The organism is Hephaestia mangrovi, from assembly GCF_019880555.1.
Classification (GTDB): Bacteria; Pseudomonadota; Alphaproteobacteria; order Sphingomonadales; family Sphingomonadaceae; genus Sphingomonas; species Sphingomonas mangrovi.
This window is the reverse complement of sequence record NZ_JAINVU010000002.1, coordinates 708027-732000: the sequence shown is the minus strand read 5'-3', so window position 1 is coordinate 732000 and position 23974 is coordinate 708027. Positions and strand designations below refer to the sequence as shown.

28 protein-coding genes and 1 tRNA gene are annotated in these 23974 nt (G+C 65.4%); 15 read left to right on the top strand and 14 right to left on the bottom strand.

The genetic code is table 11. From position 1 onward, the window contains the following. Positions 1–90 precede the first annotated feature (90 nt). A complete protein-coding gene (locus tag K7G81_RS07430; protein ID WP_223030085.1) occupies positions 91–1209 on the bottom strand; it encodes an amidohydrolase family protein in 1119 nt (372 codons plus the stop codon). On the opposite strand from K7G81_RS07430, the gene agaR reads away from it, so the two are divergent. Both agaR and K7G81_RS07420 read left to right on the top strand, forming a co-directional pair. After that, a complete protein-coding gene (agaR, locus tag K7G81_RS07425) occupies positions 1208–2209 on the top strand; it encodes a transcriptional repressor AgaR (protein ID WP_255586713.1) in 1002 nt (333 codons plus the stop codon). The two genes, K7G81_RS07430 and agaR, sit on opposite strands and share 2 nt — an antisense overlap. 403 nt (positions 2210–2612) lie before the next feature. Beyond that, complete coding sequence (locus K7G81_RS07420) at positions 2613–3515, top strand: family 16 glycosylhydrolase (RefSeq protein ID WP_223030084.1); 903 nt, start codon at positions 2613–2615, stop codon at positions 3513–3515. A 100-nt stretch (positions 3516–3615) separates the two neighbouring features. Here K7G81_RS07420 and K7G81_RS07415 read toward each other — a convergent pair. The 5 genes from K7G81_RS07415 to K7G81_RS07395 form a co-directional block, all read right to left on the bottom strand. Beyond that, positions 3616–3688: transfer RNA gene (locus tag K7G81_RS07415), tRNA-Thr, on the bottom strand. Between the two features lie 56 nt (positions 3689–3744). Further along, a complete protein-coding gene (locus tag K7G81_RS07410; RefSeq protein WP_223030083.1) occupies positions 3745–4617 on the bottom strand; it encodes a hypothetical protein in 873 nt (290 codons plus the stop codon). Beyond that, complete coding sequence (locus K7G81_RS07405) at positions 4614–4952, bottom strand: hypothetical protein (protein WP_223030082.1); 339 nt, start codon at positions 4950–4952, stop codon at positions 4614–4616. Before K7G81_RS07405 ends, K7G81_RS07410 begins: the two co-directional genes overlap by 4 nt. Next, on the bottom strand, positions 4939–5142 hold the full coding sequence (locus K7G81_RS07400) for a hypothetical protein (RefSeq protein ID WP_223030081.1): 204 nt from the start codon (positions 5140–5142) through the stop codon (positions 4939–4941). The genes K7G81_RS07405 and K7G81_RS07400 overlap by 14 nt, the downstream gene beginning before the upstream one ends. Then, positions 5139–6467, bottom strand: a complete 1329-nt coding sequence (locus K7G81_RS07395; RefSeq protein WP_223030080.1) for a replication-associated recombination protein A — start codon at positions 6465–6467, stop codon at positions 5139–5141. Before K7G81_RS07395 ends, K7G81_RS07400 begins: the two co-directional genes overlap by 4 nt. A gap of 102 nt (positions 6468–6569) precedes the next feature. Between K7G81_RS07395 and K7G81_RS07390 the strand changes: the two genes are divergently transcribed. Continuing rightward, entirely contained in the window at positions 6570–7178 is a 609-nt protein-coding gene (locus K7G81_RS07390) for a PadR family transcriptional regulator (RefSeq protein WP_223030079.1), read from the top strand. Between the two features lie 65 nt (positions 7179–7243). Further along, positions 7244–7561, top strand: coding sequence for a DUF2218 domain-containing protein (locus K7G81_RS07385; protein WP_223030078.1), 318 nt, complete (start codon positions 7244–7246; stop codon positions 7559–7561). A gap of 198 nt (positions 7562–7759) precedes the next feature. Here the strand turns inward: K7G81_RS07385 and K7G81_RS07380 are convergent, their stop codons facing one another. Further along, a complete protein-coding gene (locus tag K7G81_RS07380) occupies positions 7760–8899 on the bottom strand; it encodes a glycosyltransferase family 4 protein (protein ID WP_223030077.1) in 1140 nt (379 codons plus the stop codon). A gap of 131 nt (positions 8900–9030) precedes the next feature. Between K7G81_RS07380 and K7G81_RS07375 the strand changes: the two genes are divergently transcribed. Then, entirely contained in the window at positions 9031–9735 is a 705-nt protein-coding gene (locus tag K7G81_RS07375; RefSeq protein ID WP_223030076.1) for a glutathione S-transferase family protein, read from the top strand. 15 nt (positions 9736–9750) lie between these two features. Here K7G81_RS07375 and K7G81_RS07370 read toward each other — a convergent pair whose 3' ends face one another. Both K7G81_RS07370 and gntA read right to left on the bottom strand, forming a co-directional pair. Beyond that, the gene (locus K7G81_RS07370) at positions 9751–10338 is read right to left on the bottom strand and encodes a DUF1989 domain-containing protein (protein WP_223030075.1); all 588 of its coding nucleotides are present in this window, start codon (positions 10336–10338) and stop codon (positions 9751–9753) included. Further along, a complete protein-coding gene (gene gntA / locus K7G81_RS07365) occupies positions 10335–11036 on the bottom strand; it encodes a guanitoxin biosynthesis heme-dependent pre-guanitoxin N-hydroxylase GntA (protein ID WP_223030074.1) in 702 nt (233 codons plus the stop codon). The genes K7G81_RS07370 and gntA overlap by 4 nt, the downstream gene beginning before the upstream one ends. Positions 11037–11330: 294 nt before the next feature. Here gntA and radA point away from each other — a divergent pair, with 294 nt between their 5' ends. The 5 genes from radA to K7G81_RS07340 are packed head-to-tail and all read left to right on the top strand — an operon-like array spanning position 11331 to position 15828. Then, on the top strand, positions 11331–12704 hold the full coding sequence (gene radA / locus K7G81_RS07360) for a DNA repair protein RadA (protein WP_223030073.1): 1374 nt from the start codon (positions 11331–11333) through the stop codon (positions 12702–12704). A 9-nt stretch (positions 12705–12713) separates the two neighbouring features. Beyond that, positions 12714–13274 carry a CvpA family protein gene (locus K7G81_RS07355; protein WP_223030072.1) on the top strand — a complete coding sequence of 187 codons (561 nt, stop codon included), beginning with the start codon at positions 12714–12716 and terminating at the stop codon, positions 13272–13274. Positions 13275–13316: 42 nt separating this feature from the next. After that, a complete protein-coding gene (locus tag K7G81_RS07350) occupies positions 13317–13742 on the top strand; it encodes an iron-sulfur cluster assembly scaffold protein (RefSeq protein ID WP_223030168.1) in 426 nt (141 codons plus the stop codon). Then, positions 13742–15499, top strand: coding sequence for a cation:proton antiporter domain-containing protein (locus tag K7G81_RS07345; protein ID WP_223030071.1), 1758 nt, complete (start codon positions 13742–13744; stop codon positions 15497–15499). The genes K7G81_RS07350 and K7G81_RS07345 overlap by 1 nt, the downstream gene beginning before the upstream one ends. Next, on the top strand, positions 15496–15828 hold the full coding sequence (locus tag K7G81_RS07340; RefSeq protein ID WP_223030070.1) for a DUF423 domain-containing protein: 333 nt from the start codon (positions 15496–15498) through the stop codon (positions 15826–15828). The genes K7G81_RS07345 and K7G81_RS07340 overlap by 4 nt, the downstream gene beginning before the upstream one ends. A gap of 61 nt (positions 15829–15889) precedes the next feature. Here the strand turns inward: K7G81_RS07340 and K7G81_RS07335 are convergent, their stop codons facing one another. From K7G81_RS07335 to K7G81_RS07325, 3 genes are all read right to left on the bottom strand, one after another. Beyond that, positions 15890–16030 carry a lmo0937 family membrane protein gene (locus tag K7G81_RS07335; protein WP_223030069.1) on the bottom strand — a complete coding sequence of 47 codons (141 nt, stop codon included), beginning with the start codon at positions 16028–16030 and terminating at the stop codon, positions 15890–15892. 65 nt (positions 16031–16095) lie between these two features. Continuing rightward, a complete protein-coding gene (gene aroB / locus K7G81_RS07330; protein WP_223030068.1) occupies positions 16096–17202 on the bottom strand; it encodes a 3-dehydroquinate synthase in 1107 nt (368 codons plus the stop codon). Further along, the gene (locus K7G81_RS07325; protein ID WP_223030067.1) at positions 17199–17738 is read right to left on the bottom strand and encodes a shikimate kinase; all 540 of its coding nucleotides are present in this window, start codon (positions 17736–17738) and stop codon (positions 17199–17201) included. The genes aroB and K7G81_RS07325 overlap by 4 nt, the downstream gene beginning before the upstream one ends. Before the next feature lie 86 nt (positions 17739–17824). On the opposite strand from K7G81_RS07325, the gene K7G81_RS07320 reads away from it, so the two are divergent. The 4 genes from K7G81_RS07320 to K7G81_RS07305 are packed head-to-tail and all read left to right on the top strand — an operon-like array spanning position 17825 to position 21668. Further along, positions 17825–17977 carry a hypothetical protein gene (locus tag K7G81_RS07320; RefSeq protein WP_223030066.1) on the top strand — a complete coding sequence of 51 codons (153 nt, stop codon included), beginning with the start codon at positions 17825–17827 and terminating at the stop codon, positions 17975–17977. After that, positions 17958–19808, top strand: coding sequence for a hypothetical protein (locus K7G81_RS07315; protein WP_223030065.1), 1851 nt, complete (start codon positions 17958–17960; stop codon positions 19806–19808). The genes K7G81_RS07320 and K7G81_RS07315 overlap by 20 nt, the downstream gene beginning before the upstream one ends. Next, on the top strand, positions 19805–20707 hold the full coding sequence (locus K7G81_RS07310; protein WP_223030064.1) for a tyrosine recombinase: 903 nt from the start codon (positions 19805–19807) through the stop codon (positions 20705–20707). The genes K7G81_RS07315 and K7G81_RS07310 overlap by 4 nt, the downstream gene beginning before the upstream one ends. 13 nt (positions 20708–20720) lie before the next feature. After that, positions 20721–21668, top strand: a complete 948-nt coding sequence (locus K7G81_RS07305; protein WP_223030063.1) for an acetyl-CoA carboxylase carboxyltransferase subunit alpha — start codon at positions 20721–20723, stop codon at positions 21666–21668. Positions 21669–21732: 64 nt separating this feature from the next. Here K7G81_RS07305 and K7G81_RS07300 read toward each other — a convergent pair whose 3' ends face one another. Together K7G81_RS07300 and K7G81_RS07295 are read right to left on the bottom strand one after the other, a co-directional pair. Next, positions 21733–21906, bottom strand: a complete 174-nt coding sequence (locus tag K7G81_RS07300) for a Flp family type IVb pilin (protein ID WP_223030062.1) — start codon at positions 21904–21906, stop codon at positions 21733–21735. A 112-nt stretch (positions 21907–22018) separates the two neighbouring features. Next, positions 22019–22204 (bottom strand): Flp family type IVb pilin, encoded by a 186-nt coding sequence (locus K7G81_RS07295; RefSeq protein WP_223030061.1) that lies wholly within the window; start codon positions 22202–22204, stop codon positions 22019–22021. Between the two features lie 164 nt (positions 22205–22368). Here K7G81_RS07295 and K7G81_RS07290 point away from each other — a divergent pair, with 164 nt between their 5' ends. Continuing rightward, a complete protein-coding gene (locus tag K7G81_RS07290; RefSeq protein ID WP_223030060.1) occupies positions 22369–23973 on the top strand; it encodes a phosphoenolpyruvate carboxykinase in 1605 nt (534 codons plus the stop codon). The last annotated feature ends 1 nt before the right edge of the window (position 23974 follow it).

The following is a 23974-nucleotide window of genomic DNA, read 5'->3' as shown; positions in this document are numbered from 1 at the left end:
CAGCGACAAAAAAAGCCCGCCCGGTAATTCCGGGCGGGCTTTTTGTTGTTCGATCACCCGGCAAAGCCAGGGTGACGACAGCAGGAAGCCTTATTTGCCCTTCAGATAGATCCGGTGGGCATTCTTGTAATAGAGCTTGTCGATCACCGCGCGGGGTAAGGCGAGCCCTTTGACATCGGCCTTCAGGTCATCGACGTGCTGGGTCAAGGGCGTCGCCAGATAACGCCAGTCCGATCTCCAGGTGCGATCGACGTCAGCTTCGAAATTCGTGTTGCTGACAGGCGGATTCTCTGCCTTTGCAGACGGATCGGGCGGATTGTCGGCGATGTCGGTGCCGTACATTAGCCGATCCTGGTACTTGATGAAGAAGTCACGGACCTTCTGGTAATCGTGGTCGGACTGGTATTGGACCTGCGTGATCCGGGCGGCGATGTCGACATTGGCGTTGGGGAAGCGATCGAGGAAGGTCGCCAGCCGGTCGACGCTCCATTCGAGGCTCGCCATGTGCGCGCCGACGAACGACAATTTGGGGTGAAAGGCGACGAAGCGATCGCGCGCCGCCATCAGCATCTCGTAGCTCGGCTCCTCCGGATGGAGGTACATGTAATATTGGGGATGGTCCTTGAAATAGCTGCGGTCGTTGTCGGTCGTCATCTGATCGAGCGGCAGCCAGCAATTGAGCGGCTCGCCCTGATGCGCGATCAGCGGAATGCCGAGCTTCTGGATATGCGCCATCACCCCATCGAAGCGCGGATCATCGAGGAAGATGTGCTTGCCGTTCTTGTCCAGCACCGTCATGCCGATGTTCTTCCACACCTTCACCGCCACCGCGCCCCTGGCGACGGCGGTATCGATCGCGGCATTGGTACGTTCGGTCCAGCCCGGCTCACCGAAGCCCTTCATCGAGAAGGTGGTGGCAAAGTGGAAGCGCTGTGGATCCTCGCCGTGATGACGCAAGGCCGCCTCGGCTTGGAGCGCGAGCGGCGGGAAGTCGGGATAATCGACGTTGATCGACAACAACTCGAAATTGTCCTTGCGCGCAATATCCAAAAACGCGTCGCGATCGACATTATCGTGGACATGCGCGTCGAACTTGGCGACCCGGACGAAATCGGCCTCGCTATAGCTGTCCTGAGCGCTCGCCGCGCTCGCCGCAAAGGAGATTAGCGCGAGGCCCGAGAGAAAAGCGGAAATCCGTTTGTGCTGCATGTCGATCCCCAATTTGATACATAACGAAACTTATAACCGACTAGTGTTTGTGCGATATATTGCGTTATATGATGTTTCGTTGCAACGAGGGATTTGGCCAATGGTGATCGACGAAGCTGCCGACGAACAGATGAGCGCCGCCCCTCGGCGCCGGCCCGCACCACATCGAAACAAAAACGCATGGAGTGGTGTGCATTTTGCCGCTAGATCGACCGCTGGAGGCATGATGCGGGATACAAGTAGGCGTCGTCAGGAAATCATCGGCATGCTCAGCGATCAGGGGAGCGTCCAGGTGCTGGCGCTTTCGGATCGGTTCGGGGTTTCGACGCAAACGATCAGGAAAGACCTCGCCTTCCTCGAAGAGCGTGGCGTTTCGGTGCGCTGTTATGGCGGCGCCGTCGCGGCGGGCGTGATCGGCGTGGTCGACGAGGATCCGGTCGATGCCAAGCGTGGGCTGCACATGTCAGAAAAGGAACGCATCGGCCGGCTCGCCGCCTCGATGGTGAGGCCCGGTGACGCGATCATCCTCGATTCAGGCACCACCACCGCGCAGATCGCGCGCTTCCTGCCCGAAAAGGGCGACATCGTCGTGCTGACCAACGATGCCGGCATCCTCAACCAGCTGATGCGCCGCGACAATATCGAGATCGTGCTGCTGGGCGGGCGGCTTCGGCGCAAGAACATGGCCTTTTACGGCGGCCAGACCGAGGCGGCGCTCGACAGCCTGCAGGTCGACCGGCTGTTCCTCGGCGTCGACGGCATCGACCTGCAACGCGGCATCACGACGCATTTCGAGGGCGAGGCGGCGCTCAACCGCAAGATGGCCCGCGTCGCGCGTGAGGTCATCGCGGTGACCGACAGCAGCAAGTTCGGCCGTACCTGCTTGCACCGTATCATGGGCATCGAAGAGGTGAACATGCTTGTAACAGATGCTGGAGCCCCGGAAGAAAGCCTCGATCAAGCACGCCGGCTCGGATGCGATATTCGCATCGCGGAATAAAATTGGCAGCTATCCGGATATTTTCCGCTGACGCTCAATGGCCGCTGCGGGATCCCGGCAAAACCATTTTGCCGCAGAATTCTGCCAAATCTGCAATAACTTCAAAAGTTAATGGTGCCGGTTGCAGGATTTGAGTTCGCGACCTTCGGTTACGATCCCTGCGACGGCTATAGTCGGGATGCTCGGGTAGCTTTCGGTTCGAGTGAGGCGGGATAGCCGGTCGGGTCTGCCGCCCCGCCGCACGGATGATTCTTACGCAGTGGACCAAATCTTAATAAAAAATTTACCATTTGTTCGCAGGTTCACCTTGTTGTCGCGGCAATTTAGCGCGATAGCCCGCTGGTCCTCCAGAGACCCGAGATTATCGCAGGAGAAGATTTTTCCATCCTGTTCAGGAGATCGCATGGTGCGCGCGATCATCACGGCCGTCACAGCTATCGCCACGACCGCTTTCGCCGTGACCATGGAGGCTCATCCTAAGAACGGGAGAGCAGTCCGGTCCGACAACCCTCTAACTGTCGTTACCGCGCCGGTGACGGGAGACACGACGTCATCGGCCTTGCCGAAAGCCCCCGCGAAATCCGCCGCGGTCGCCGTCAGCGACGTTTCCCCGGCGCTTTCGCAGACGGTCGGCACGCTGCCGCCGCTCGATCTCACCGATATGGCGTTGTGGAACTGGAACGCGAAATGGACCGCATCCAACTGGGACAACGCGTTCAGCCCGATCCCCTGGCGTTACAACCATATCCAGCAGCCGAATGGAGGGGACACCTATTTCACGCTGGACGCGAACGGCGCCCCCCAATTGCAAGCGGTCAATGGCACGCCTGCTTATAACAGCGGCCTGTGGGAAACCGACGTCACACTGCCGCAGCTGAAGGACGGCCTGATCGTCGCGCCGCTATGGCTCTATAACTCAGGTAGTAAGGACGAGATCGATTTCGAATTCGCCGGTCGCAAGGGACTGGACGTTTCGATCCACGCCTATCCGGACGGCGTCGAGCACAAGCAGACGGTGCGACTGTTCGCCGGCGAGGATTTTTCAGGGCGGCGGATGCGGTTCGAGATCAAGGTCGACGAATATGCCGGCGTCATCCAGATGTTCCTGAACGGGCAGATGATCCAAGAATGGGATCGCCAGACGATGCCGTTCTTCGTCTCGCATCGGCTAAAGCCGTGGATGGAGATGTGGGCGGCGAATCCATCCAACAGCCAATTTTCGTTTTGGGCCGGCCAATGGGCCGGCTTGGCACCCAACGAAGCGCTGTTGATGACGGTCCATGGCTACCGCTACACGTCTTTGTAGCCGAAGGCTTCCGGGCGTTTGCTTGTAGGTGTCGCAAGTGGGAGACGGTCGCCGCCCGGTGTCCTTCTTCTCGCACCACAACACGATCAATGATCAGCGGTGCCGGTTGCAGGATTCGAACCCGCGACCTTCGGTTTACAAAACCGCTGCTCTACCAACTGAGCTAAACCGGCATATCGGTGCGGGCGCGGCGTCGGCCGGCTGCCCCACCAGCGATCCTCCCCATGCGTCAGACGACGCCGAAGGTCCAGCCCTCTGTTGCGGCGATCCTCGGGGTGAGCGCCGCCGGGCGCCAAAGCGCGGCGCGATCGGCATTGCGGCGCAGCCAGGCAGCGGTGAGGAGCGCGTCGGCGCTATGGTCGTCGATCGCGCCGGCGCCGAGGGTCGGCGCACTGGCGATCGCGGGGTGGGTGAGGGCGGTGTTGAGCGCATCGACCGACATCATCTTGGTCCGCCCCTTGCGGCGCCCGGCGGCGAGCGCGGCGAGGCTCGTGTAGATTTCGACGATCACCGGGCCGGCGGCAGGCAGTGGATCGAACGGCCAGACCGGGATCGTGCCCGCCAGCCGGTTGAGCACGCGCATGCCGGTCAGCGACGACTTGCCGACCTGCGCGGCGCCGACGAGGTTGAAATTGCTGTAGGGATTGAGCCCCTGGTCGCGCTGGGCATGCTCGGTGATGCGCAGGCGACCGCGGCCGATCCCGAACAGATCGCCGGTGCGGCCGCCGGGACGGCGGAAATGACGCGCGGCGATCGGATGATCGACGAAACGCGACGCCGCGAGATGGGCGTCGTCATCGCACAACCGATCGACCAGCGACCACAGGCTGCGGGCGTCCGCCGGGCTCGCCTCCCACGCCGGAAAGAAGGCGCCGGCATCGACGAACGGAAACGACAGCCCGAGGTCGAGGCCGACGATGGCGTCGGGCGGCATGTCCTCGCGCAACCAGGCAAGCACGTCGCCACGCGACCAGATATGGCCGGGGCGAACGAGTTGTGGCGCGGCGTCCCCGATGGCAGCGATCGCCACCGCTATGCCTTTCTGTCGGGGGCCTATTGCGCCGGACCAGTCGATCGCCACGAAATGGGCGAAGCGGCTCATTTGCGCGATCGCGCCGGCTTCTTTGCCGCGGCGCAATCGCGCGCGCGGGCGATCGTCGCGCGGACACGCTCGGGATCGGGGCTGTCGTAGCGGACCAGCACCGCATCCCAGCCGATATAATGCGGCGTCTGGAAGAAGCTGTCGGGATCGGTTTCCTTGAGCATCTCGATCGTATCGCGATCGATCGAGAGGCAGAACGCCTCCTGCGGCTCGTGTCCGGCCGACAGGAACGCGCGGCCGTTGCTCGCGACCTTGACCGCGGGGCCGCCATAATGGGTCGAACGCACCGTATCGGGCAGCGTCAGCGCATAAGCGATCGCGTCATCGAAGGTCATCGGCTGCTCCGCTGCGTCGATCGCGTATCTCTTCGAGCAGGATCAGAATACGCGCCAGAACATGGAACACCAGTGCCGCCAGCAGGAACGGCAATAGCCCGACCGCCGGGAAACCGCCGCGCACGAAAACCGCAACAACCATCAGCACCAGCGACAGAATCGCCAGGCCTTGCAGCAATCGGATCGTCATGCCTCGCCTCCCTGTCGTGCCCGCAGCTCTTGCCACCACGCCATGCGCTCCGCCACCCGCTTCTCGAAGCCCCGGCCGGTAGGGGTGTAGAACGTCTGCGCGCTCATCTCCTCTGGCCAGTAGTTCGCGCCGGAAAAGCCGTCGTCGGTGTCGTGGTCATAGGCATAGCCCTTGCCGTAGCCGATTTCCTTCATCAGCCGGGTCGGCGCGTTGAGGATGTTCTGCGGCGGCATCAGCGAGCCGGTTTCCTTCGCGCTCCGCCAGGCGGCGCCAGCGGCCTTGTAGGCGGCGTTCGATTTCGGCGCGGTCGCGCAATAGAGGCACGCCTGGACGATCGCGAGCTCGCCCTCGGGCGAACCGAGGAACTCATAGGCATCCTTGGCGGCGAGGCATTGCACCAGCGCATGGGGATCGGCGAGGCCGATATCCTCGCTGGCGAAGCGGGTGATGCGGCGCAACACGTAGAGCGGCTCCTCGCCCGCCGTCAGCATCCGCGCGAGGTAATAAAGCGAGGCTTGCGGGTCGGAGCCGCGCATTGCCTTGTGCAGCGCGGAGATCAGGTTGTAATGCCCCTCGCGATCCTTGTCGTAGACCGCGACGCGGCGCTGCAGGAACGCCGACAGCCCGGCGGGATCGAGCGGGTCGTCGAGAGCGACCGAGAACAAGGTCTCGGCCTGATTGAGCAGGAAGCGACCATCGCCATCGGCGCTCGCCACCAGCGCGTCGCGCGCTTCGCGGGTCAGCGGCAAGGGACGGTCCTCGACCGCCTCGGCGCGGTCGAGCAATTGCTCCAGCGCGCCGCGATCGAGCCGTTGCAGGATCAACACCTGCGCTCGGCTGAGCAGCGCGGCGTTCAATTCGAACGAGGGGTTCTCGGTCGTCGCGCCGACCAGCGTGACGGTGCCGTTCTCGACATAGGGCAGGAAGCCGTCCTGCTGCGCGCGATTGAAGCGGTGGATCTCGTCGACGAACAGCAACGTGCGCTTGCCGATCCGGGCGTGTTCGCGCGCGTCGGCGAACGCCTTCTTGAGGTCCGCAACGCCCGAGAACACCGCCGAGATCGACACGAAGTGCAGGCCGACGGCATCCGCCAGCAGGCGCGCGATCGTCGTCTTGCCGGTGCCGGGCGGCCCCCACAGGATCATCGACGACAGCTTGCCCGCCGCGACCATGCGGCCGATCGCGCCGTCGGGGCCGGTGAGGTGTTCCTGCCCGACGACATCCTCCAGCCGCTGCGGGCGCAGGCGATCGGCAAGCGGCGCATCATCGCCCGGCGCATCGGCGTCGGCGGCCGGTGGATCGAAATCGGCAAACAGGTCGGCCATCGTTCGCGGAACATAAGGCGAGCTGAAAAAATTGCATCAAGGGGCTTGTCAGAATGCGATCAAGATATATCTTGACGCAATCGAAAACACAGGAGTGACTTTATGTTTGCAATGCGAGGAGAGTGCGGCGGGCATCCGCGCGGGCATCACGGCCATCACGGTCGCCATGCCGGCCCCGGTCGCGGGTTCGGCGGCGAGTGGGGTTGGGAAGGCTTCGGCGGTGCCATGGGCGGACGCGGCGGCGGTCGCGGCCGGCGCATGTTCGACGGCAGCGAGCTCCGGCTCGTGCTGCTGAAGCTGATCGCCGATCAGCCGCGCCACGGCTATGATCTGATCCGCGAGATCGAGGAGATCACCGGTGGCGGCTACACGCCGAGCCCGGGAATGATCTACCCGACGCTGACGCTGCTCGACGACACCGGCCTGATCGCCGAACAGCAGGCGGAGGGCGCCAAAAAGCTCTACGCCGTCACCGACGAGGGCCGCGCCCATCTCGAGGAGCATGCCGAGGAGGTCGAGGCGCTGATCGCCCGGCTCACCCGGCTCGGCGAGAAGAGCCGCAGTTCGCAGGGCCATGGCGTCCGCCGGGCGATGATGAATCTCGGCATGGCGCTGCGCAACCGCTATATGGCGGGCGATTTCGACGACGAGACGCTGCGCAAGCTGGTCGACCTGATCGACGAGACCGCCAAGAAGGTCGAGCGGCTCTGACCAGACTGGAAATGCTGCGGCGGCGACTTGGTATCGCCGCCGCAGCCACGCAACGAGGATATCGAATGACCACGACCACCGCCCGCGTGCCGACCGCTCACGCCAGCAAATATCTGCAGCAATTGTGCAAGCATTGGCAGCACAATCTCGCTGTCGAGTTCACGCCCGAGCAGGGCAGGATCACCTTTCCGCGCGATGCCCGCGGCGCCAATTGGCCGAGCGATGGCGTCGCACGGCTCGATGCGGCCGACGACGCGCTGACCGTGACGATCGACGCCAGCGGCCCCGATCATGCCGAGGCGCTGGAAGGCGTCGTCCAGCGCCATCTCGATCGCTTCGCTTTCCGCGAGGCGCCGCTGCCGTTCGACTGGCAACGCGCCTGAGCTCAAAACGTCCTGCCGGCTGCTTCTGGTGCGGTGAAAACGAACTTCGCTGCATCAAGATCGAACCGTCACCGGCGAACTCGTTTCAGGGTCCATGGCGCTCCATCACCGTCGAGCGCGCCGGTTTGCGTTGCGCCATGGATGCTGAAACAAGTTCAGCATGACGAAACTTATGACGCGAACGTCAGATTCAGGTGACTAGCGCAACAATTCCAGATACGCGTCGAGCACCGCCTGGTTGGCGGTATCCCAATTGTATCCGGCCGCCTTGGCGTTCCCCGCCGCGCCGAGCGAATCGCGCAGCGAGGGCTCGGCAACGATCCGCGCGATCGCGTCGGCATAGGCCTGGATCTGGCGCGGCGGGACCAGATAGCCGGTGACGCCTTCGTCGACGAGGTCGATCGCGCCCGTCGCCCGCGCCGCGACCACGGGGACGCCAGCCGCCATCGCCTCCAGCGTCACGTTGCCGAACGTCTCGGTCACGCTCGGGTTGAAGAACACGTCCATCGACGCGACCGCGCGGCCGAGATCGTTGCCCGACTGGAAGCCGGCGAACACCGCCGCGGGCACCTGCTCGGCAAACCAGTCGCGCGCCGGCCCTTCGCCGACCACCAGCACCTTGTGCGGCACCCCGCGGCGTTCCAGCTCGCGCGATACTTCGGCGAAGATGTCGAGCCCCTTTTCCTTGACCAGCCGGCCGAGGAAGCCGAGCGCGATGTCGCCATCGGCGATGCCCATCCCGCGCCGCCAGGCGAGGTCGCGCCGCTCGGGCTTGAAGCGATCGTGGTTCATGCCGCGCGACCAGATGCCGGTCGGCGTCGTCACCCCCCATTCGCGCAGCAGCGCCGCCATGCTCTCGCCGGGCACCATCACCTTGTCGACGCGGCCGTAGAAGCGCCTGAGCAGCGCGACGATCGCCGGCTCGATTACCGACAGATGGTAATAACGCGGATAGGTTTCGAAGCGCGTGTGCAACGAGGCGAGCGTGGCGATCCCGCGCCGCTTCGCCCAGCGCAACGCGGCATGGCCGAGAAAATCGGGGGCGGAAACATGAACGATATCGGGCGCGAACGCCTCCAGGTCGCGCCGCAGCCGCCGCGGCAGCCCCACCGCCATCTTGTATTCGCCGCGCTCGCCGGGAAAAGGGATCGCCGGCACCGAGACGAGATCGCCTGTCGGCGGAAACGCCGGGTGCTTCGAGGTCGGCGAATAGACGCGCACCGACACCCCCGCGTCGAGCAGGTGCGCGACGAGGAGGTTGAGCGCCTGATTGGCGCCATCCCGGGTATAATTATAGTTGCCGCTGAACAGCGCCACGCGGAGATCGCTCGGCTTCATGGAGCGCCGATAGCCGCCCTTTTCGCGAAACGCCACTCGGAACTGGCGCCGTTGAAATGGCGGTGGCGTCGAGGCGAATTCCACCTATCTCCTTAAACACAGCCGATTCGATCGGCTCAAGGAGACCGTATATGGCGTCGCTCGACGATTTCCCGATCACCCGCCGCTGGCCGGCCGCTCATCTGGACCGCATCCAGCTCTATTCGCTGAACACGCCCAATGGCGTGAAAGCGTCGATCATGCTCGAGGAAACGGGCCTGCCCTATGAGGCCCACCTCGTCGATTTCGCGAAGGACGATCAGAAATCGCCCGAGTTTCTCAGCCTCAATCCCAATGGCAAGATCCCGGCGATGATCGACCCCGACGGGCCGGGCGGCGCGCCGCTGGCGCTGTTCGAAAGCGGCGCGATCCTACTCTATCTGGCGGACAAGACGGGCACGTTCATTCCCGCCGACCCCGCCGGGCGCTGGCATGCGATCCAGTGGGTGATGTTCCAGATGGGTGGTATCGGCCCGATGTTTGGCCAACTCGGCTTCTTCAACAAATTCGCCGGCAAGGACTGGGAGGACAAGCGCCCGCTGCAACGCTACGTCGATGAATCGAAGCGCCTGTTGGGCGTGGTGGACGACGCGCTCGCGGGCAAGAGCTGGTTCCTCGGCAATGACTACACGATCGCCGATATCTCGATGCTCGGCTGGGTCCGCAACCTCATCACCTTCTACGAAGCGCGCGACCTGGTCGGCTTCGATAGCTTCGCGAACGTCGCGGCCTGGCTCGATCGCGGCCTGGCCCGTCCGGCTGTGCAGCGGGGGCTGAAGATTCCGTCGAAAGAATGACGACGGCCGACGGCCTCAGTCGATCCGATAGTCGATCGGCTTGAAGCTGCCGCCGTTGCTGTCCAATGCCGAGCAGGCGGTCAGGCCGATCACCAGGTCCATCGCCGCCCGAAAGACGATGCGGTCGTTCGCCTTGCTGATCGGAGGCAGCACCCGCAGCTTGCCGGTTTCGCCGTCGATCGGCACGTTCATGAAGCAGTTGAACGCCACCGGGATACGGTCCGGGGTGACGCCATAGGGCGCCAACGCCTCGGCAAGGTTGCCGAAACACCCGCGATGTTCCGGCTGATCCGGATAGAAATGGCGAAACGTATCGACCGAGCACGGCGTCAACAGGAAATCGTGCCGCCCGACGGTATCTCCGACGATTTCCAGCAGCACGTTAGATCGATTGGAATAGAGCTTGTGGCCAGTGGTGAGCGCGATCGTCTCGGCATAATCGAGCGTGCGGCCCGATGAGATCACTTCGTCGATATCCTTGGCATTGAACGCCAGCAGATCGGCGACCTGCTTGCCCTTGGGGTCGATCACCGTCAACGTCTCACCCTTGTCCAGCCGAAAGGCGGCGCCGCTGCGTTCGGGTATACGGTGCGTCTTGCTCATGGCTCTCCGTGATATTCGAAGGGCGGCCGCCAGTCGTCGCCGACCAGCCGGCCGCTATATTGGCGGGCTTCGCTTGCCTCTCCGTGGCGCGCGAGCATCGGGTTACGCGATCCGGCCAGTTCCTCGTCGCGGACCATTATCTTCTCACGCATGCCTTCATATTTGCTGGCCGCGCGCAACCGCTCGAACTGGTCGTGCAGATTGAACACCAAGGTTGGCCGCTCGAATTGGCGGGCGGGGCGGCTGGCGCGCGGATGCAGCCCGACGATGAAAAACGCCTCGCCGCCGAAGCTCAATGAGAAATGCGGATTGTCCGGATCGGCGCTGACCCGGGGATCGTAGTCCTGGCCGCGCCAGACGTCCTTGTCCGACAAGGATTGAACGCGCGCCCACAGCGCGCGCTCGAACGCCGCCTCGTCGAGATCGGCGGGATCCGCGAAGATCACCGCGAAGCTGCGATACAATCCGGGATCCGCTCGATACGTCTGGACGAAATCAAGCAACGCGTCATGTATCCGCAGATCGTCCCATGCGCTGTCGATGCGATCGCAGGCGAGCACGTTCAGGCTGCCGCGCGCCAACGCCGCTTTGGCGCCAACGCACGGAAATGCGCGATCCCCCACATGTGCGAACAATTTCTGCTGCAGATCGGCTTGCGCGGCGTGGAGCCAGGGGAAGATCGGGGAACGAGCGGACATTGGCGGAACATACGCATCAACTGCTTGCGGCGTTCCGCTGGAATCGTGTTGATTTCCATCAATTAGGCAGCGGCACCTACCAATGTTGGACTATCGCTGTCATAGCGGTCGCATGCGCGGTGCCGAGCCCTTCGCACGCTCTTTCTCGGGTTTCATCGATCGTTGCCGCGCGTGCCGGATTCAAGGTCGGCGGATGGTCAACTTGGTCAATTTCCGCGCGATCGACACACTATGGCAGCGGCCGAATCGCGATTCGATGTTCCCCTCTCGTTCCGCAGCTGCTAGGCTCTGAGAATGGCCAAGCCCCAGAAGCGCTACGTCTGCCAATCGTGTGGCTCGGTAAGCCATCGCTGGGCGGGGCAGTGCGCCGATTGCAACGAGTGGAACACGCTGGTCGAGGAAGCCGGTGCGGTCGTCACGCCGTTTGCCGCCAAGCACAATCTGCAAGGTGGCGGTCGCGCGCTGTCGCTGGTCGGGCTGGATGCCGAGGTGGCGCTCCCCGAGCGGATGGCGACGGGCATTGCCGAGCTCGATCGCGCGCTCGGCGGCGGGCTGGTCGAGGGATCGGCGACGCTGATCGGCGGCGATCCGGGGATCGGCAAGTCGACGCTGCTGCTCCAGGCGGCGGCGCGGCTCGCGCTGGCGGGGCGCGGGGTAGCCTATGTCTCGGGCGAGGAAGCGGCCGATCAGGTCCGGCTGCGCGCGCGGCGGCTCGGGCTCGGTGCCGCGCCGGTGCGGCTCGCCGCGGCGACGTCGGTGCGCGATATCCTGACGACGCTGGGGCAGGGCAGACCGCCCGCCTTGCTCGTCATCGATTCGATCCAGACGATGCACTCCGATCTGATCGAGGGCGCGCCCGGAACGGTCAGCCAGGTGCGCGCCTCGGCGCAGGAACTGATCCGCTTCGCCAAGGAGCGCGGCACCGCGCTGGTGTTGGTCGGCCATGTCACCAAGGACGGCGCGATCGCGGGGCCGCGCGTGCTCGAGCATATGGTCGATACCGTGCTGTCGTTCGAGGGCGAGCGCAGCCACCAATATCGCATCCTGCGCGCAATCAAGAACCGCTTCGGCGGCACCGACGAGATCGGCGTTTTCTCGATGGAAACCGGCGGGTTGAGCGAGGTGGCGAACCCATCGGCGCTGTTCCTCACGCACCGCGACGAGGGCGTGACCGGCGCGACGGTGTTTCCGGCGCTGGAAGGCACGCGCCCGGTGCTGGTCGAGATCCAGGCGCTGGTGGTCCGGCTGGCAAGCGGAGCGACGCCCAGGCGGGCGGTGGTCGGCTGGGATTCGGGGCGCCTCGCGATGATCCTCGCGGTGCTCGAAGCGCGCTGCGGGCTCAGCTTCTCGTCGGCCGAGGTCTATCTCAACATCGCCGGCGGCTACCGCGTGCAGGACCCCGCGGCCGATCTCGCGGTGGCGGCGGCGCTGGTCTCGGCGCTGTCTGAACGTCCGGTGCCGGCCGACGCGGTGGCGTTCGGCGAGGTCGCATTGTCGGGCGAGGTGCGTCCGGTCGCGCACGGCGCGCTGCGGCTCAAGGAAGCCGGCAAGCTCGGCTTCGAGCGCGCGCTGGTGCCCGCGGCGATGACGCGTGACGATGGCGGGTTGCGGCTCACCGGCTTCCGTACGCTCGGCGCGCTGGTTGATCATATGCTCGGGCGCGGCTAGCCGCTCGTCATGGGCCTCAACGCACTCGACATCATCGTCCTGCTGTTCGTCGGCGGCAGCGCCGTGCTCGGCTGGATGCGCGGCTTCGTTACCGAGGTGCTGTCGGTGATCGCGCTGTTCCTCGTCGTGTTCATGCTCAAGATGTTCCACACGACGCTGTCGCACACGCTGGCCGGCTATGTCGGCACCGATGCCGGGGCGGCGGTGCTCGCCTTCGCCGTGATTGCCGGGGCGACCTATCTCGGCGGCCGCCTGGTCGCCAACGCGATCGGGCGACGCACGCGAACCTCGATCCTCGGGCCGATCGATCGCGCGCTGGGATTCGGCTTCGGCGCGCTGAAGGGCCTGATCGTCGCCAGCCTCGCTTTCCTGCTCGCGGTGCTGGTGCTCGATACGCTGCACGGCGGCCCGCGCGATCGCCCGCAATGGTTGACCGAGGCACGCGTTTACCCGCTGCTCGACGTGACCAGCGCCAGCGTTGCCGATTTTGTCGATCGCCGACGGCATGGCGAACCGGTGTTCGGGCATCGCTACGAACAGCCGCCGGTGCCGGGAAACACGGGCGGTTGATTCAGGGTGGGCGGAATCGCCGCTACGTCCTACATGCAGGCGATGGATGCGCCGCTCTACAATGACGAGATTCTTCGCCTCGCGGTATCGATCCCGCACCATGAACGCCTCGCCGCGCCGATGGCATCGGCCGAAAAGCGGTCGCCGATTTGCGGCAGCCGGGTGACGGTCGACGTCAATCTCAATGCGAGCGGGCGGGTTGCCGAACTGGGCCTGCTGGTGCGCGCCTGCGCGCTCGGCCAGGCATCCTCGGCGCTGATGGCCAGCCATGCCATCGGCAAATCGCCCGATGAACTCGCCGCCGCGCGCGACGAGCTGACCACCTGGCTTGCCGGGGAGCGGCACGATCCCCCCGAATGGCCGGGGCTCGACCTCTTTACGCCGGCGCTCGGCGTCACCGCGCGCCATCCGTCGATCAGGCTGGCGTTCGAGGCGGTCGCCCAGGCCGCGGCCGAGGCGCGCCGCTGATGGAGCAGGGCACCTCCCTGCTGCGCGATGGCTTTCTGCTGTTGGGCTCGGGCCTCGCCTTCGTTCTCCTCTTCCGCAAGCTCGGCCTCGGCGCGACGCTGGGCTATCTCGTCGCGGGCGCGGTCGTCGGGCCACAGGTGCTCGGGCTGGTCGGCGATGCCGAAAGCAAGATGGGCGTCGCAGAGCTTGGGATCACGCTGCTGCTGTTCCTCGTCGGACTCGAATTGTCGCCGAGCCGATTGTGGCGGATGAAGCGCGACATTTTCGGGTTCGGCCTGCTGCAAGTGGTGTTGTGCGGGCTCGCGGTGGCGGCGATCGTCTGGCTGTTCACCGGCTTCACTTTGGCCGCGGCGATCGCGCTGGGCCTGCCGCTGGCGCTGTCCTCCACCGCTCAGGTGCTGCCGATGCTGCAATCGGCCGGGCGCATGCGCACGCCGTTCGGTGAACGCGCCTTCTCGGTGCTGCTGTTCCAGGATCTGTCGATCGTGCCGATGATCACGATCGTCGCCGCGCTGTCGCGCAATCCGGCCGACCAGATGGGGCCGCCGGGGTGGTTGCTGGCGGTCTATACCGTCGTCGCGATCACCGGTTTGATCCTCGCCGGGCGGTTCATCCTCCGGCCGTTGTTCATGCTGATCGGCAACCTCGGCGAGCGCGAGATGTTCGTTTTCGCCGGCCTGTTCACCGTGCTCGCCAGCGCCGCTGTGATGGAATCGCTCGGCCTGTCGACCGCGCTCGGGGCGTTCATCGCCGGCGTCATGCTCGCCGACAGCCCCTATCGGCACGAGCTTGAGGCCGATGTCGAGCCGTTCCGATCGATCCTGCTCGGGCTGTTCTTCCTGTCGATCGGCATGGTGCTGGATCTTCATGCGATCGCCGAGCGGCCACTGTTCGTCGTCGCGATGGCCGCGGCGCTGATCGTCGCCAAGGCGGTAATCATCGGCGGCATGGCTTTGGTCGCGCGGATGAACTGGCGTGGTGCGCTCGCGCTCGGCCTGCTGCTCAGCCAGGGTGGCGAGTTCGGCTTTGTCCTGTTTGCGCAGGCGCAGCGCGCCTATCTGATCGCACCCGAAGCCGCGAGCCTATTCGGCGCGGTCGTCACGCTGTCGATGGCGACGACGCCGTTCCTGATGATGGCGACGCGGCGATTGCGGGCGGAAGCCGCGCCAAGTGCCGACGGGCTGGAGACGCCCAACCAGGATGGCGCCAGCGCGCTGGTGGTCGGTTATGGCCGCTTCGGGCAGACGGTGGCGCAGATGCTAATGGGCCAGAATGTCTCGGTGACGCTGATCGATCAGGATGTCGAGATGATCCAGGTCGCCGGTACGTTCGGCGCGAAAGTCTATTATGGCGACGGGACGCGGCTTGATCTGCTGCGCCAGGCGGGGGCGGCAGACGCGCAATTGCTGCTGTTCTGCATGGACGGCGACCCGCTCGACGCCGACGCGGTACGCGCGATCGCCAATGCCTTTCCGGACGCCACGATCTTCATCCGCGCTTATGATCGTCGCGCGATGATCAAGCTCGACGGCGCGCCGTACAAGGCGGTGGTCCGCGAAGTCTACGAATCGGCGATCTGCATGGGGCGGTTGGCGCTCGGAGAACTCGGGCTCGACGATGAAGCGATCAACAATGGAGAGGCCGATTATCGCGATCGCGATGGCGAACGGCTTCGGCGTCAGGCCGAATCGGGCGACATGCACGCCGGTGACGACAGGATGATCGTCAGGCCGGTCGCCAAGGGGGAATGCGGATGAACTGGATCGTCGCGCTGGCCGGGATGTCAGGCGCGATCGCCGTCGGCGCAGGCGCGTTCGGCGCGCATGGTGCGAGCGGCGAGGCAGCCGAATGGCTCAAGACCGGCGGCCATTATCAACTGATCCACGCGATCGCCGCGCTGGTTGCGCTGCACCTTGGCGCACGCGGCCCGGCGTGGCTGTTTCTTGCCGGCGGCGCCATATTCGGTGGCACGCTCTACCTGATGGCGTTCGGCTGCCCGCGCTGGCTCGGCGCGGTAACCCCGATCGGTGGCGTCCTGCTTATCGCCGGCTGGCTGTGGCTCGCGTGGAGCGGCCTGCGCGGCTAGGGCGGACTGCTTGCAGTTCTTCTCTGCAGCAATTGCGATCCGCCCCAGGCCCGGTCGTCGGCTATCGGCCGCGGATGAAGTGAACGATGATGACGATGACGGCGATGACCAGCAGCAGGTGGATGAGCCCGCCCGCGACGTGAAAGGCAAGAAAGCCGAGCAGCCATAGAATGACGAGAATACCGGCGAGCGTCAGAAGCATCGAATGTCCCCTGGTTATGGTTGGATGCCTCAAACGTTCCGATGCCGAAGCGAGTTCCGCTCGCCTCAGGCCGCGCCGCGCGTGGAATCGAGAAACGCAGCGACGCTCGCCAGATCGACTTCGCGATCGAGATAGGTTCGGCCGATGCCGCGCGCGAGGAGGAAGGGAAGGGTGCCTGCCTCCATCTTCTTGTCGTGCAGCATGTGCGCGGTAAGGGTTTGTCCCGACGCGGTAATGCCCGCTGAGCTTGCGTCTACCGGCAAGCCGCTTCCGGCGAGGTGGCGGGCCACCCGTGCTGCATCCTCAGCAGGCGCGAGAGCCTTGTCCGCGGAGAAGGCGAACGCCAGCGCCATGCCGGCGGCGACGGCCTCCCCGTGGAGCAGCTCGTCCGAGAAACCGGCTTCGGCTTCCAGCGCGTGGCCGAAAGTGTGGCCGAGGTTGAGCAGCGCGCGCTTGCCGCTCGTCTCGCGCTCATCCTCGGCAACGATCCGCGCCTTGGCGGCGACCGAGTGCGCGATCGCATAAGCCCGCGCTTGCGCATCGCCCGCGAGCAGGCGGACGCCGTTCTCCTCGCACCAGGTGAAGAAATCGGGGTCGTCGATCAGGCCGTATTTCACCACCTCGGCATAGCCGGCGCGGACCTGGCGCTCGGGCAGCGTGTCGAGTGTGTCGGGATCGATCAACACCAGACTGGGCTGGTGGAAGGCGCCGATCAGGTTCTTGCCGGCGCGCGCGTTGATCGCCGTCTTGCCGCCAACCGACGAATCGACCTGAGCGAGCAACGTGGTGGGCATTTGGACGAAACGGCAACCGCGCTTCAGGATCGCGCAAGCGAAGCCGACGAGATCACCGATCACGCCGCCGCCGAGCGCGATGACGTGATCGTTGCGCTCCACGCCCAGCGCAAGCAGCCGATCGGTCAGGGCTTCGAGCTGCGCCCAGCTCTTGGTCGATTCGCCCGGCGGCAGGACGATCGCCTCGCTTTCGACGCCGGCGGCGGAAAGCGCGGTTTGCACCGTCGCAAGGTGCCGGCGCACATTCTCGTCGGTGACGATCGCCGTCGTGCGTCCGCGCGCGAGCGGCGCGAGATAGTCGGCCGCGCGCGAGAGCAGTCCCGCCTCGATCACCACGTCGTAGCTGCGGTCGCCGAGCGCGACGGGGATGCGGTTCATGCGTCGAGTGCCTCCAGTATGGCCTTTACCGTCACGTCGTGCGGATTATGATCGCTCGGCACGCGGATCGGGGCTTCGGCATAGATCGGGTTGCGCGTGGCGGCGAGTTCGGCAAGCACCGTCGCCGGATCGCGATTGCGCAGCAGCGGCCGGTGATCGCGCCGGGCGACACGATCGACCAGCACGTCGAGCGGCGCGTCGAGCCATATGGCAATGGCGGTTTGCAGGATCAGCGCCCGAGTCTCGTCGTTGATGAAGGCGCCGCCGCCAGTGGCGATCACCTTGGGCCGTCCGTCGAGCAACCGGGCAATTACGCGCCGCTCGCCGTCGCGAAAATAGGGTTCGCCATAGGTATCGAAGATGTCGGCGATCGACATGCCGGCAGCGGCCTCGATCTCGTTATCCGCATCGACGAACGACAGGCCCAGCCGTTGCGCCAGCCGGCGCCCGACGGTCGATTTGCCGACGCCCATCAGCCCGACCAGCACGATCGGCTTGCCGCTCCAGCGGGAATGGGGGTCACGTCTTTGCAACATCGCGGCGGGGGCTATACAGCGAGGGTCGGCTTCGGGCAAAAGGCCGCGCACTTGGCCGATCACAAGATTCTTTTATAGGTAGCTGCATGTCTCGTTCGCTGGTTGTGTTGATCCTCGTCATCGTCGTGGTTGTCGGCGGGCTGTTCTGGCTCGCCGGGCGCGACGCGCAGCGGCCGACCCACCAGATCGAAAAGACCGTCCCGCTGGCGAACCTGCAGAATGCAGCCACCCCGCAATAAGGTCGCGCTCGGCGCGATCGCGCTGGTGCTCGTCGGCGTCGGTATCCCGGCGCTCGGGCAGCAGCAGGACAAACCCGAATCGCTGCTGCCGCCGGGCTTCGGCCAATCGGCGCCGGCACCCGCGCCTGCACCCAGCCCGGCGCCATCCGCCGCGCGGCCGGCACCGGCCCCGGCAGCGAGTGCGAGCGGGCAGGCGTCGGCGCCGACCAATCCGCTCAATCTGTCGATCCTTCCCGGCGATCAGGCGACGCCTGGCCCGAGCCCGACGCCCACGCCGACCGAGACCCCGGTGCCGACCTATGCCGAGATGCCGGGCAAGTACGAATTGCCGCCGTTCGCGCGGCGGTCGCTCGATCGGATTGGCGTAGGCAACGGGCGCGGCACGTTGCCCGCCGACGCGTTCGGCAATGCCGATGGGCGGTTCGTCGAGGGACTGATGCGGCGGCTCGATGCGCCGCTGGCGTCGCGCTGGATGCACATCTTCCTGCGGCGTGCGCTGGCCTCGCCGCTGGCATCGCCGGCCCATGTCAACGGAGCCGATTTCGCTGCCGAGCGCGCCTGGCTGCTGTTGCGGATGGGCGAATCGACCGTCGCGCGGGCAATCGTCCAGCAGGTCGACCGGCAGGATTATACGCCCAAGCTGTTGCAGGTCGCCATGCAGACGGCGCTGGCCAATGGCGATCCGGGGCAATGGTGCTCGTTGACCGGCGTCGCGGATCGGTTCGCGCCTGATGAACCGGCCTGGGTGATGGCCAAGCCTATCTGTGCGGGGCTTGCGGGCTATCCGCAGCAGGCCGATGCGCTGATGAAGGACGCGCGCCGGCACCGGGTCGCGACCGGCATCGATTTGCACCTCGCCGAAAAGGTGATGGGCGCCGGGATGCGCGGCGATCAATCGGTCACGATCGAATGGACCGGGGTGACCCAGCTCAACGCCTGGCGTTACGGGCTCGCCACCGCGACGGGCGTCGAGATCCCTGCCGATCTGATGAAGACGGTCGGCAATCAGGTCGCTTATTGGCAGGCCTTGTCGCCGATGCTGGACGCGCGGGCGCGCGCCGTGTTCGCCGATCGCGCCGCGGCGCGTGGCGTCTTGTCGTCGGCGGCGTTGATCGATCTCTATGGCGATATCGATGCCGGCGATAACGGCGGCACGACGGAGGACGGCGTCGCGCGCGATCTGCGTTCGGCCTATGACGATGCCGATCAATCAGGCCGCCTCGCCGCGCTCGACAAGCTGTGGAACGCGCCCGACACCGAGCAGGGGCGCTATGCCCGCGAGGTGATGACGGCGGTGGCTGCTGCGCGGATCACCCCGGCGGACAAGGTCGCTCATGCCGACCGACTGATCGCCTCGATGCTGTCGGCCGGGTTCGATCGCGCCGCGATGCGCTGGGAAGACCACGTCGCCTCGGGGTCGCTCGCTGCCGGTTTGCTCGCAGTGGCCAATCCGGCACCGGCGGGGCCAGTTTCCTATCATCTGTTCGACGCGTTCAGCGACAATGACGACAGCCCGGGCAAGATCCGCTCGCGGATGCTGGCCGCCGGGCTTGCCGGGCTGGGGCGTCTTTCGCCGAGCGACAGTGAACGCGCGGCCAAGGCGGTCGGTGTATCGATCGGCACGGAAAACGCCTGGACGCGGGCGTTGACCCGGGCAGTGGAGGCGCGACAGCCGGGGATGGTCGTCCTGCTTGCGGCTGTAGGCATGCAGACGCCGGGGTGGGACGGCGTGCCGCCCCAGGCGCTCTATCGCATTGTCGCCGCGCTCAATGCCGTGGGGCTGAGCGGCGAAGCGCGGATGATCGCTGCCGAAGCGGTGGCGCGCGCTTGACCGGCGGCGACGCCGCGCTGATCGATCGCTTTCTCGAAATGCTTGCGGCCGAAAGCGGCGCCGCGGCGAATACGATCGCGGCTTATGGCAGCGACCTCAGGCTCGCGTCGACGTTTCTCGGCGGCGCGCTTGCGACGGCGGATGATGCGGCGCTGGGGCGGCTCGGTGACGAATGGCGCGCGTTGTCGCGGGCCAGCGTGGCCCGCAAATCGGCGGCGTTGCGGCGATTCTTCGCGTTTCTCGCCGATGAAGGATTGCGCGCCGACGATCCCGGCGCCGCGCTGCCGCGCCCCGGCACCGCCCGCGCGCTGCCCAAAACGCTCAGCCGCGCCGATGTCGATCGCCTGTTTGCCGGTATCGCCGAGCGGATCGCGCGCGTGCCGACCGATCCCAATGACCTCCGGCTCGCCGCGCTGGTGGAACTGCTCTACGGTTCGGGATTGCGCGCCAGCGAATTGGTATCGCTGCCGCGAAACGCCGTGGCGCCCGATCGCCCGTTCATCATCCTGAAGGGCAAGGGAGGGCGCGAGCGGCTGGTGCCGATCTCCGATCGTGCCCGTGCGGCGGTTGCCGCATGGCGCGCGCACGTCGCCCCGGATCGGCAATGGTTGTTCCCGTCCGGCAAGGGCCATCTTTCGCGCATCCGGCTCTATCAGATCCTCAAGGCGCTGGCCGCAGATGCCGGGATTCCGCCCGATCGCGTCAGCCCGCACGTGCTGCGCCACGCCTTCGCCACGCATCTGCTGGAGGGCGGCGCGGATCTGCGCGCGCTGCAATCGATGCTCGGCCACGCCGACATCGCGACGACCGAAATCTATACCCATGTCGAAAGCCGCCGCTTGGTCGAGCTGGTCAACCAGCGCCACCCGCTCGTTGACGTAAACGCCAAGCGGCCCTAACCGAGGCCGCCTGATGCCTAGTTTTCTGGATTTCGAGAAACCTGTCGCCGAGTTGCAGAACCGGATCGACGAATTGCGCGAAACGGCCGCCGACGGCTCCGTCGACATCGACGCGGAAGTCGCGCGGTTGCAAGCCAAATCGGACCGGCTGGTTCGCGACACTTACGCCAGGCTGACGCCGTGGCAGAAGACGCAGGTCGCGCGCCATCCGGCGCGGCCGCATTTCAAGCATCTCGTCGCGTCGTTGTTCGATGATTTCATGCCGCTTGCCGGCGATCGCGCCTTTGCCGACGATCAGGCGATCCTTGGCGGACTGGCGCGGTTCCGGGGCCGCAAGGTGATGGTGATCGGCCACGAAAAGGGTGACGATACCGCTAGCCGGCTCAAGCACAATTTCGGCATGGGCAAGCCCGAAGGCTATCGCAAGGCGATCCGGCTGATGGAGCTTGCCGACCGTTTCGGGCTGCCGGTGCTGACGCTGGTCGATACGTCGGGCGCGTTTCCCGGCGTGCAGGCCGAGGAACGCGGGCAGGCCGAGGCGATCGCGCGCTCGACTGAAGCGTGTCTCGCCCTGGGCGTGCCGCTGGTCGCGGCGATTGTCGGCGAAGGCGGCTCGGGCGGCGCGATCGCGCTCGCCACGGGCAACAAGGTGCTGATGTTCGAGCACGCGGTCTATTCGGTGATCTCGCCCGAAGGCTGCGCGTCGATCCTGTGGCGCACAGCCGACAAGGCCGCCGATGCGGCGGAAGCGATGAAAGTCACCGCGCAGGACCTCTACAAGCTCGGCGTGATCGACGCGATCGTGCCCGAGCCGCTGGGCGGCGCGCACCGTGATCCCGCTGCGGCGGCGGCCGCGCTGGGCGAGGCGATGCACGAAGCGCTCGATGCGTTGTCGGGGCTCGATCGTGATGCGCTGCGCCGTCAGCGCCGCGACAAGTTCCTCGCGATCGGGCGGCTTTAGGCACAAAAGAAAAAGGGCGGCGGAACTGAAGTTCCACCGCCCCCTCTTACCGATTGTCGGTCGATCAGCTGACCTTGGCGCTCATCGTGTCCGACACGTTGTTGAAGGTCTTCTTCAGCGAGTTGCCGAGGCCCTGCATCGCAGCGATCGCGGCGACCGCGATCAGCGCAGCGATCAGGCCATATTCGATGGCGGTCGCGGCCTTGTTGTTGCGAATGAAATGACGAATCTTCTGCATTTCCGGTCTCCAATAATTCTAATGCTTCAGTCACCCGGCTGAACCGGATGGAACCGGACCAGCGTCGACTCGTGTAAGCGGAAGAAGTTGAGAAAGTTTAAATGGCCGACGATTAATGCGACGTGCTCACCTGGGTAGAGACATTATTCCAAATCTTGGTCGTCACGTTAGCTAGACCTTGTAGCGATGCGATCATGGCAATGACGATTAACGCGACGATAAGGCCGTATTCTATCGCCGTTGCACCGCTGCGGTTTGCGGCAAGCCTGAGGCACAGCCGCGCAAGCGCCTTTGTCATCGCCTATTCTCCCACCACTGCCGGCGCATACCCCCAAAGCGTTAACGAATGACGAAGCCGGGGAGCAGGGTTTGACGCGGCAAGGAGCCGGGGATAAGCCGGTTAAAGGCAATCGCATCGGCACGCGGCGACAGATCGCGGCGATGTAATGACTGGGGAGAGTGATGGTGTCGGATCGCGTACCGGCCACGGGCCTTGGCGCCCAGGGCATTTTTACGTCTGCAAGAATTCACTGGAACGTGCGGTCTGCACCGCTTGTCGAAGCGGCGGTCGCGCGGGGCGAGGGGCGGCTGGCCGCCGATGGGCCGCTGGTCGTCGAAACGGGGCGGCACACCGGCCGCTCGGCGCAGGACAAGTTCACCGTTCGCGATGCCGAGACCGAACGGACGGTGTGGTGGGGCAAGACCAATCAGCCGATGGCGCCGGCACATTTTGCCGCGCTCAAGGCCGATTTCCTCGCTGAGCTGACCGACAAGGACGATCTTTTCGTCCAGGATCTCTACGGCGGGTCGCAGCCCGCCCATCGCGTCCGTGTGCGGGTCGTCAACGAACTCGCCTGGCACAGCTTGTTCATCCGCACGATGCTGGTCCGGCCGGAAGAGGCCGATCTGTCGGCATTCACGCCCGATTACACGATCATCGACCTGCCGAGTTTTCGCGCCGATCCCGCGCGCCATGGTTGCCGCAGCGAGACGGTGATCGCGATCAGCTTCACCGAAAAGCTGATCCTGATCGGCGGCACACGCTACGCCGGCGAGATGAAGAAATCGGTGTTCGGCGTGCTCAATTACCTGTTGCCGCCGACCGGCGTGATGCCGATGCACTGTTCAGCCAACATCGGCCCGCAAGGCGACACGGCGGTATTCTTCGGCTTATCCGGCACCGGCAAGACGACGCTGTCCGCCGATCCCGCGCGCACGCTGATCGGCGATGACGAGCATGGCTGGTCGGATACCGCCGTGTTCAATTTCGAGGGTGGCTGCTACGCCAAGATGATCCGCCTGTCGGCCGAAGCCGAGCCGGAAATCTACGCCACCACCAAGCGGTTTGGTACGGTGCTCGAAAATGTCGTGCTGGATGACGAGACGCGCATGCTCGATCTCGACGACAACAGCCTCGCCGAAAACAGCCGCGGCGCTTATCCGATCGATTTCATCCCCAATGCCTCGGCCGAGAACATGGGGCCGGTGCCGCGCAACGTGGTGATGCTCACTGCCGATGCGTTCGGCGTGCTGCCGCCGATCGCCAAGCTGACGCCCGATCAGGCGATGTACCATTTCCTGTCGGGCTACACCGCCAAGGTCGCCGGCACCGAGATCGGCGTCACCGAGCCCGAGGCGACCTTCTCGACCTGTTTCGGTGCGCCGTTCATGCCGCGGCATCCCTCGGTTTATGGCAATCTGCTCAAGCAGCGGATCGCCAGCGGCGGCGTCGATTGTTGGCTGGTCAACACCGGGTGGACCGGCGGCAAATACGGCACCGGCAGCCGCATGCCGATCAAGGCGACGCGCGCCCTGCTCAATGCCGCGCTCGACGGCAGCCTGAACGATGCCGCGTTCCGCACCGATGCCAATTTCGGGTTCAAGGTGCCGGTGGCCGTGCCGGGAGTCGATCCGGCGATCCTCGATCCGCGCGCGACCTGGGCCGACAAGCAGGCTTACGATGCGATGGCCGCGACGCTGGTCGACCTGTTCGTCGAGAATTTCGCCCAGTTCGAGGAAGCGGTCGACGAAGGTGTCCGCCAGGCGGCCCCGCGTGTCGCGGCTTGAT

Excerpts from the sequence above, each read along its gene's own strand:
- agaR (WP_255586713.1), top strand. The coding sequence starts at position 1,208 with ATGTCGATCCCCAATTTGATACATAACGAAACTTATAACCGACTAGTG.
- K7G81_RS07430 (WP_223030085.1), bottom strand. The coding sequence starts at position 1,209 with ATGCAGCACAAACGGATTTCCGCTTTTCTCTCGGGCCTCGCGCTAATC.
- K7G81_RS07420 (WP_223030084.1), top strand. The coding sequence starts at position 2,613 with ATGGTGCGCGCGATCATCACGGCCGTCACAGCTATCGCCACGACCGCT.
- K7G81_RS07410 (WP_223030083.1), bottom strand. The coding sequence starts at position 4,617 with ATGAGCCGCTTCGCCCATTTCGTGGCGATCGACTGGTCCGGCGCAATA.
- K7G81_RS07405 (WP_223030082.1), bottom strand. The coding sequence starts at position 4,952 with ATGACCTTCGATGACGCGATCGCTTATGCGCTGACGCTGCCCGATACG.
- K7G81_RS07400 (WP_223030081.1), bottom strand. The coding sequence starts at position 5,142 with ATGACGATCCGATTGCTGCAAGGCCTGGCGATTCTGTCGCTGGTGCTG.
- K7G81_RS07395 (WP_223030080.1), bottom strand. The coding sequence starts at position 6,467 with ATGGCCGACCTGTTTGCCGATTTCGATCCACCGGCCGCCGACGCCGAT.
- K7G81_RS07390 (WP_223030079.1), top strand. The coding sequence starts at position 6,570 with ATGTTTGCAATGCGAGGAGAGTGCGGCGGGCATCCGCGCGGGCATCAC.
- K7G81_RS07385 (WP_223030078.1), top strand. The coding sequence starts at position 7,244 with ATGACCACGACCACCGCCCGCGTGCCGACCGCTCACGCCAGCAAATAT.
- K7G81_RS07380 (WP_223030077.1), bottom strand. The coding sequence starts at position 8,899 with ATGAAGCCGAGCGATCTCCGCGTGGCGCTGTTCAGCGGCAACTATAAT.
- K7G81_RS07375 (WP_223030076.1), top strand. The coding sequence starts at position 9,031 with ATGGCGTCGCTCGACGATTTCCCGATCACCCGCCGCTGGCCGGCCGCT.
- K7G81_RS07370 (WP_223030075.1), bottom strand. The coding sequence starts at position 10,338 with ATGAGCAAGACGCACCGTATACCCGAACGCAGCGGCGCCGCCTTTCGG.
- gntA (WP_223030074.1), bottom strand. The coding sequence starts at position 11,036 with ATGTCCGCTCGTTCCCCGATCTTCCCCTGGCTCCACGCCGCGCAAGCC.
- radA (WP_223030073.1), top strand. The coding sequence starts at position 11,331 with ATGGCCAAGCCCCAGAAGCGCTACGTCTGCCAATCGTGTGGCTCGGTA.
- K7G81_RS07355 (WP_223030072.1), top strand. The coding sequence starts at position 12,714 with ATGGGCCTCAACGCACTCGACATCATCGTCCTGCTGTTCGTCGGCGGC.
- K7G81_RS07350 (WP_223030168.1), top strand. The coding sequence starts at position 13,317 with ATGGATGCGCCGCTCTACAATGACGAGATTCTTCGCCTCGCGGTATCG.
- K7G81_RS07345 (WP_223030071.1), top strand. The coding sequence starts at position 13,742 with ATGGAGCAGGGCACCTCCCTGCTGCGCGATGGCTTTCTGCTGTTGGGC.
- K7G81_RS07340 (WP_223030070.1), top strand. The coding sequence starts at position 15,496 with ATGAACTGGATCGTCGCGCTGGCCGGGATGTCAGGCGCGATCGCCGTC.
- K7G81_RS07335 (WP_223030069.1), bottom strand. The coding sequence starts at position 16,030 with ATGCTTCTGACGCTCGCCGGTATTCTCGTCATTCTATGGCTGCTCGGC.
- aroB (WP_223030068.1), bottom strand. The coding sequence starts at position 17,202 with ATGAACCGCATCCCCGTCGCGCTCGGCGACCGCAGCTACGACGTGGTG.
- K7G81_RS07325 (WP_223030067.1), bottom strand. The coding sequence starts at position 17,738 with ATGTTGCAAAGACGTGACCCCCATTCCCGCTGGAGCGGCAAGCCGATC.
- K7G81_RS07320 (WP_223030066.1), top strand. The coding sequence starts at position 17,825 with ATGTCTCGTTCGCTGGTTGTGTTGATCCTCGTCATCGTCGTGGTTGTC.
- K7G81_RS07315 (WP_223030065.1), top strand. The coding sequence starts at position 17,958 with ATGCAGCCACCCCGCAATAAGGTCGCGCTCGGCGCGATCGCGCTGGTG.
- K7G81_RS07305 (WP_223030063.1), top strand. The coding sequence starts at position 20,721 with ATGCCTAGTTTTCTGGATTTCGAGAAACCTGTCGCCGAGTTGCAGAAC.
- K7G81_RS07300 (WP_223030062.1), bottom strand. The coding sequence starts at position 21,906 with ATGCAGAAGATTCGTCATTTCATTCGCAACAACAAGGCCGCGACCGCC.
- K7G81_RS07295 (WP_223030061.1), bottom strand. The coding sequence starts at position 22,204 with ATGACAAAGGCGCTTGCGCGGCTGTGCCTCAGGCTTGCCGCAAACCGC.
- K7G81_RS07290 (WP_223030060.1), top strand. The coding sequence starts at position 22,369 with ATGGTGTCGGATCGCGTACCGGCCACGGGCCTTGGCGCCCAGGGCATT.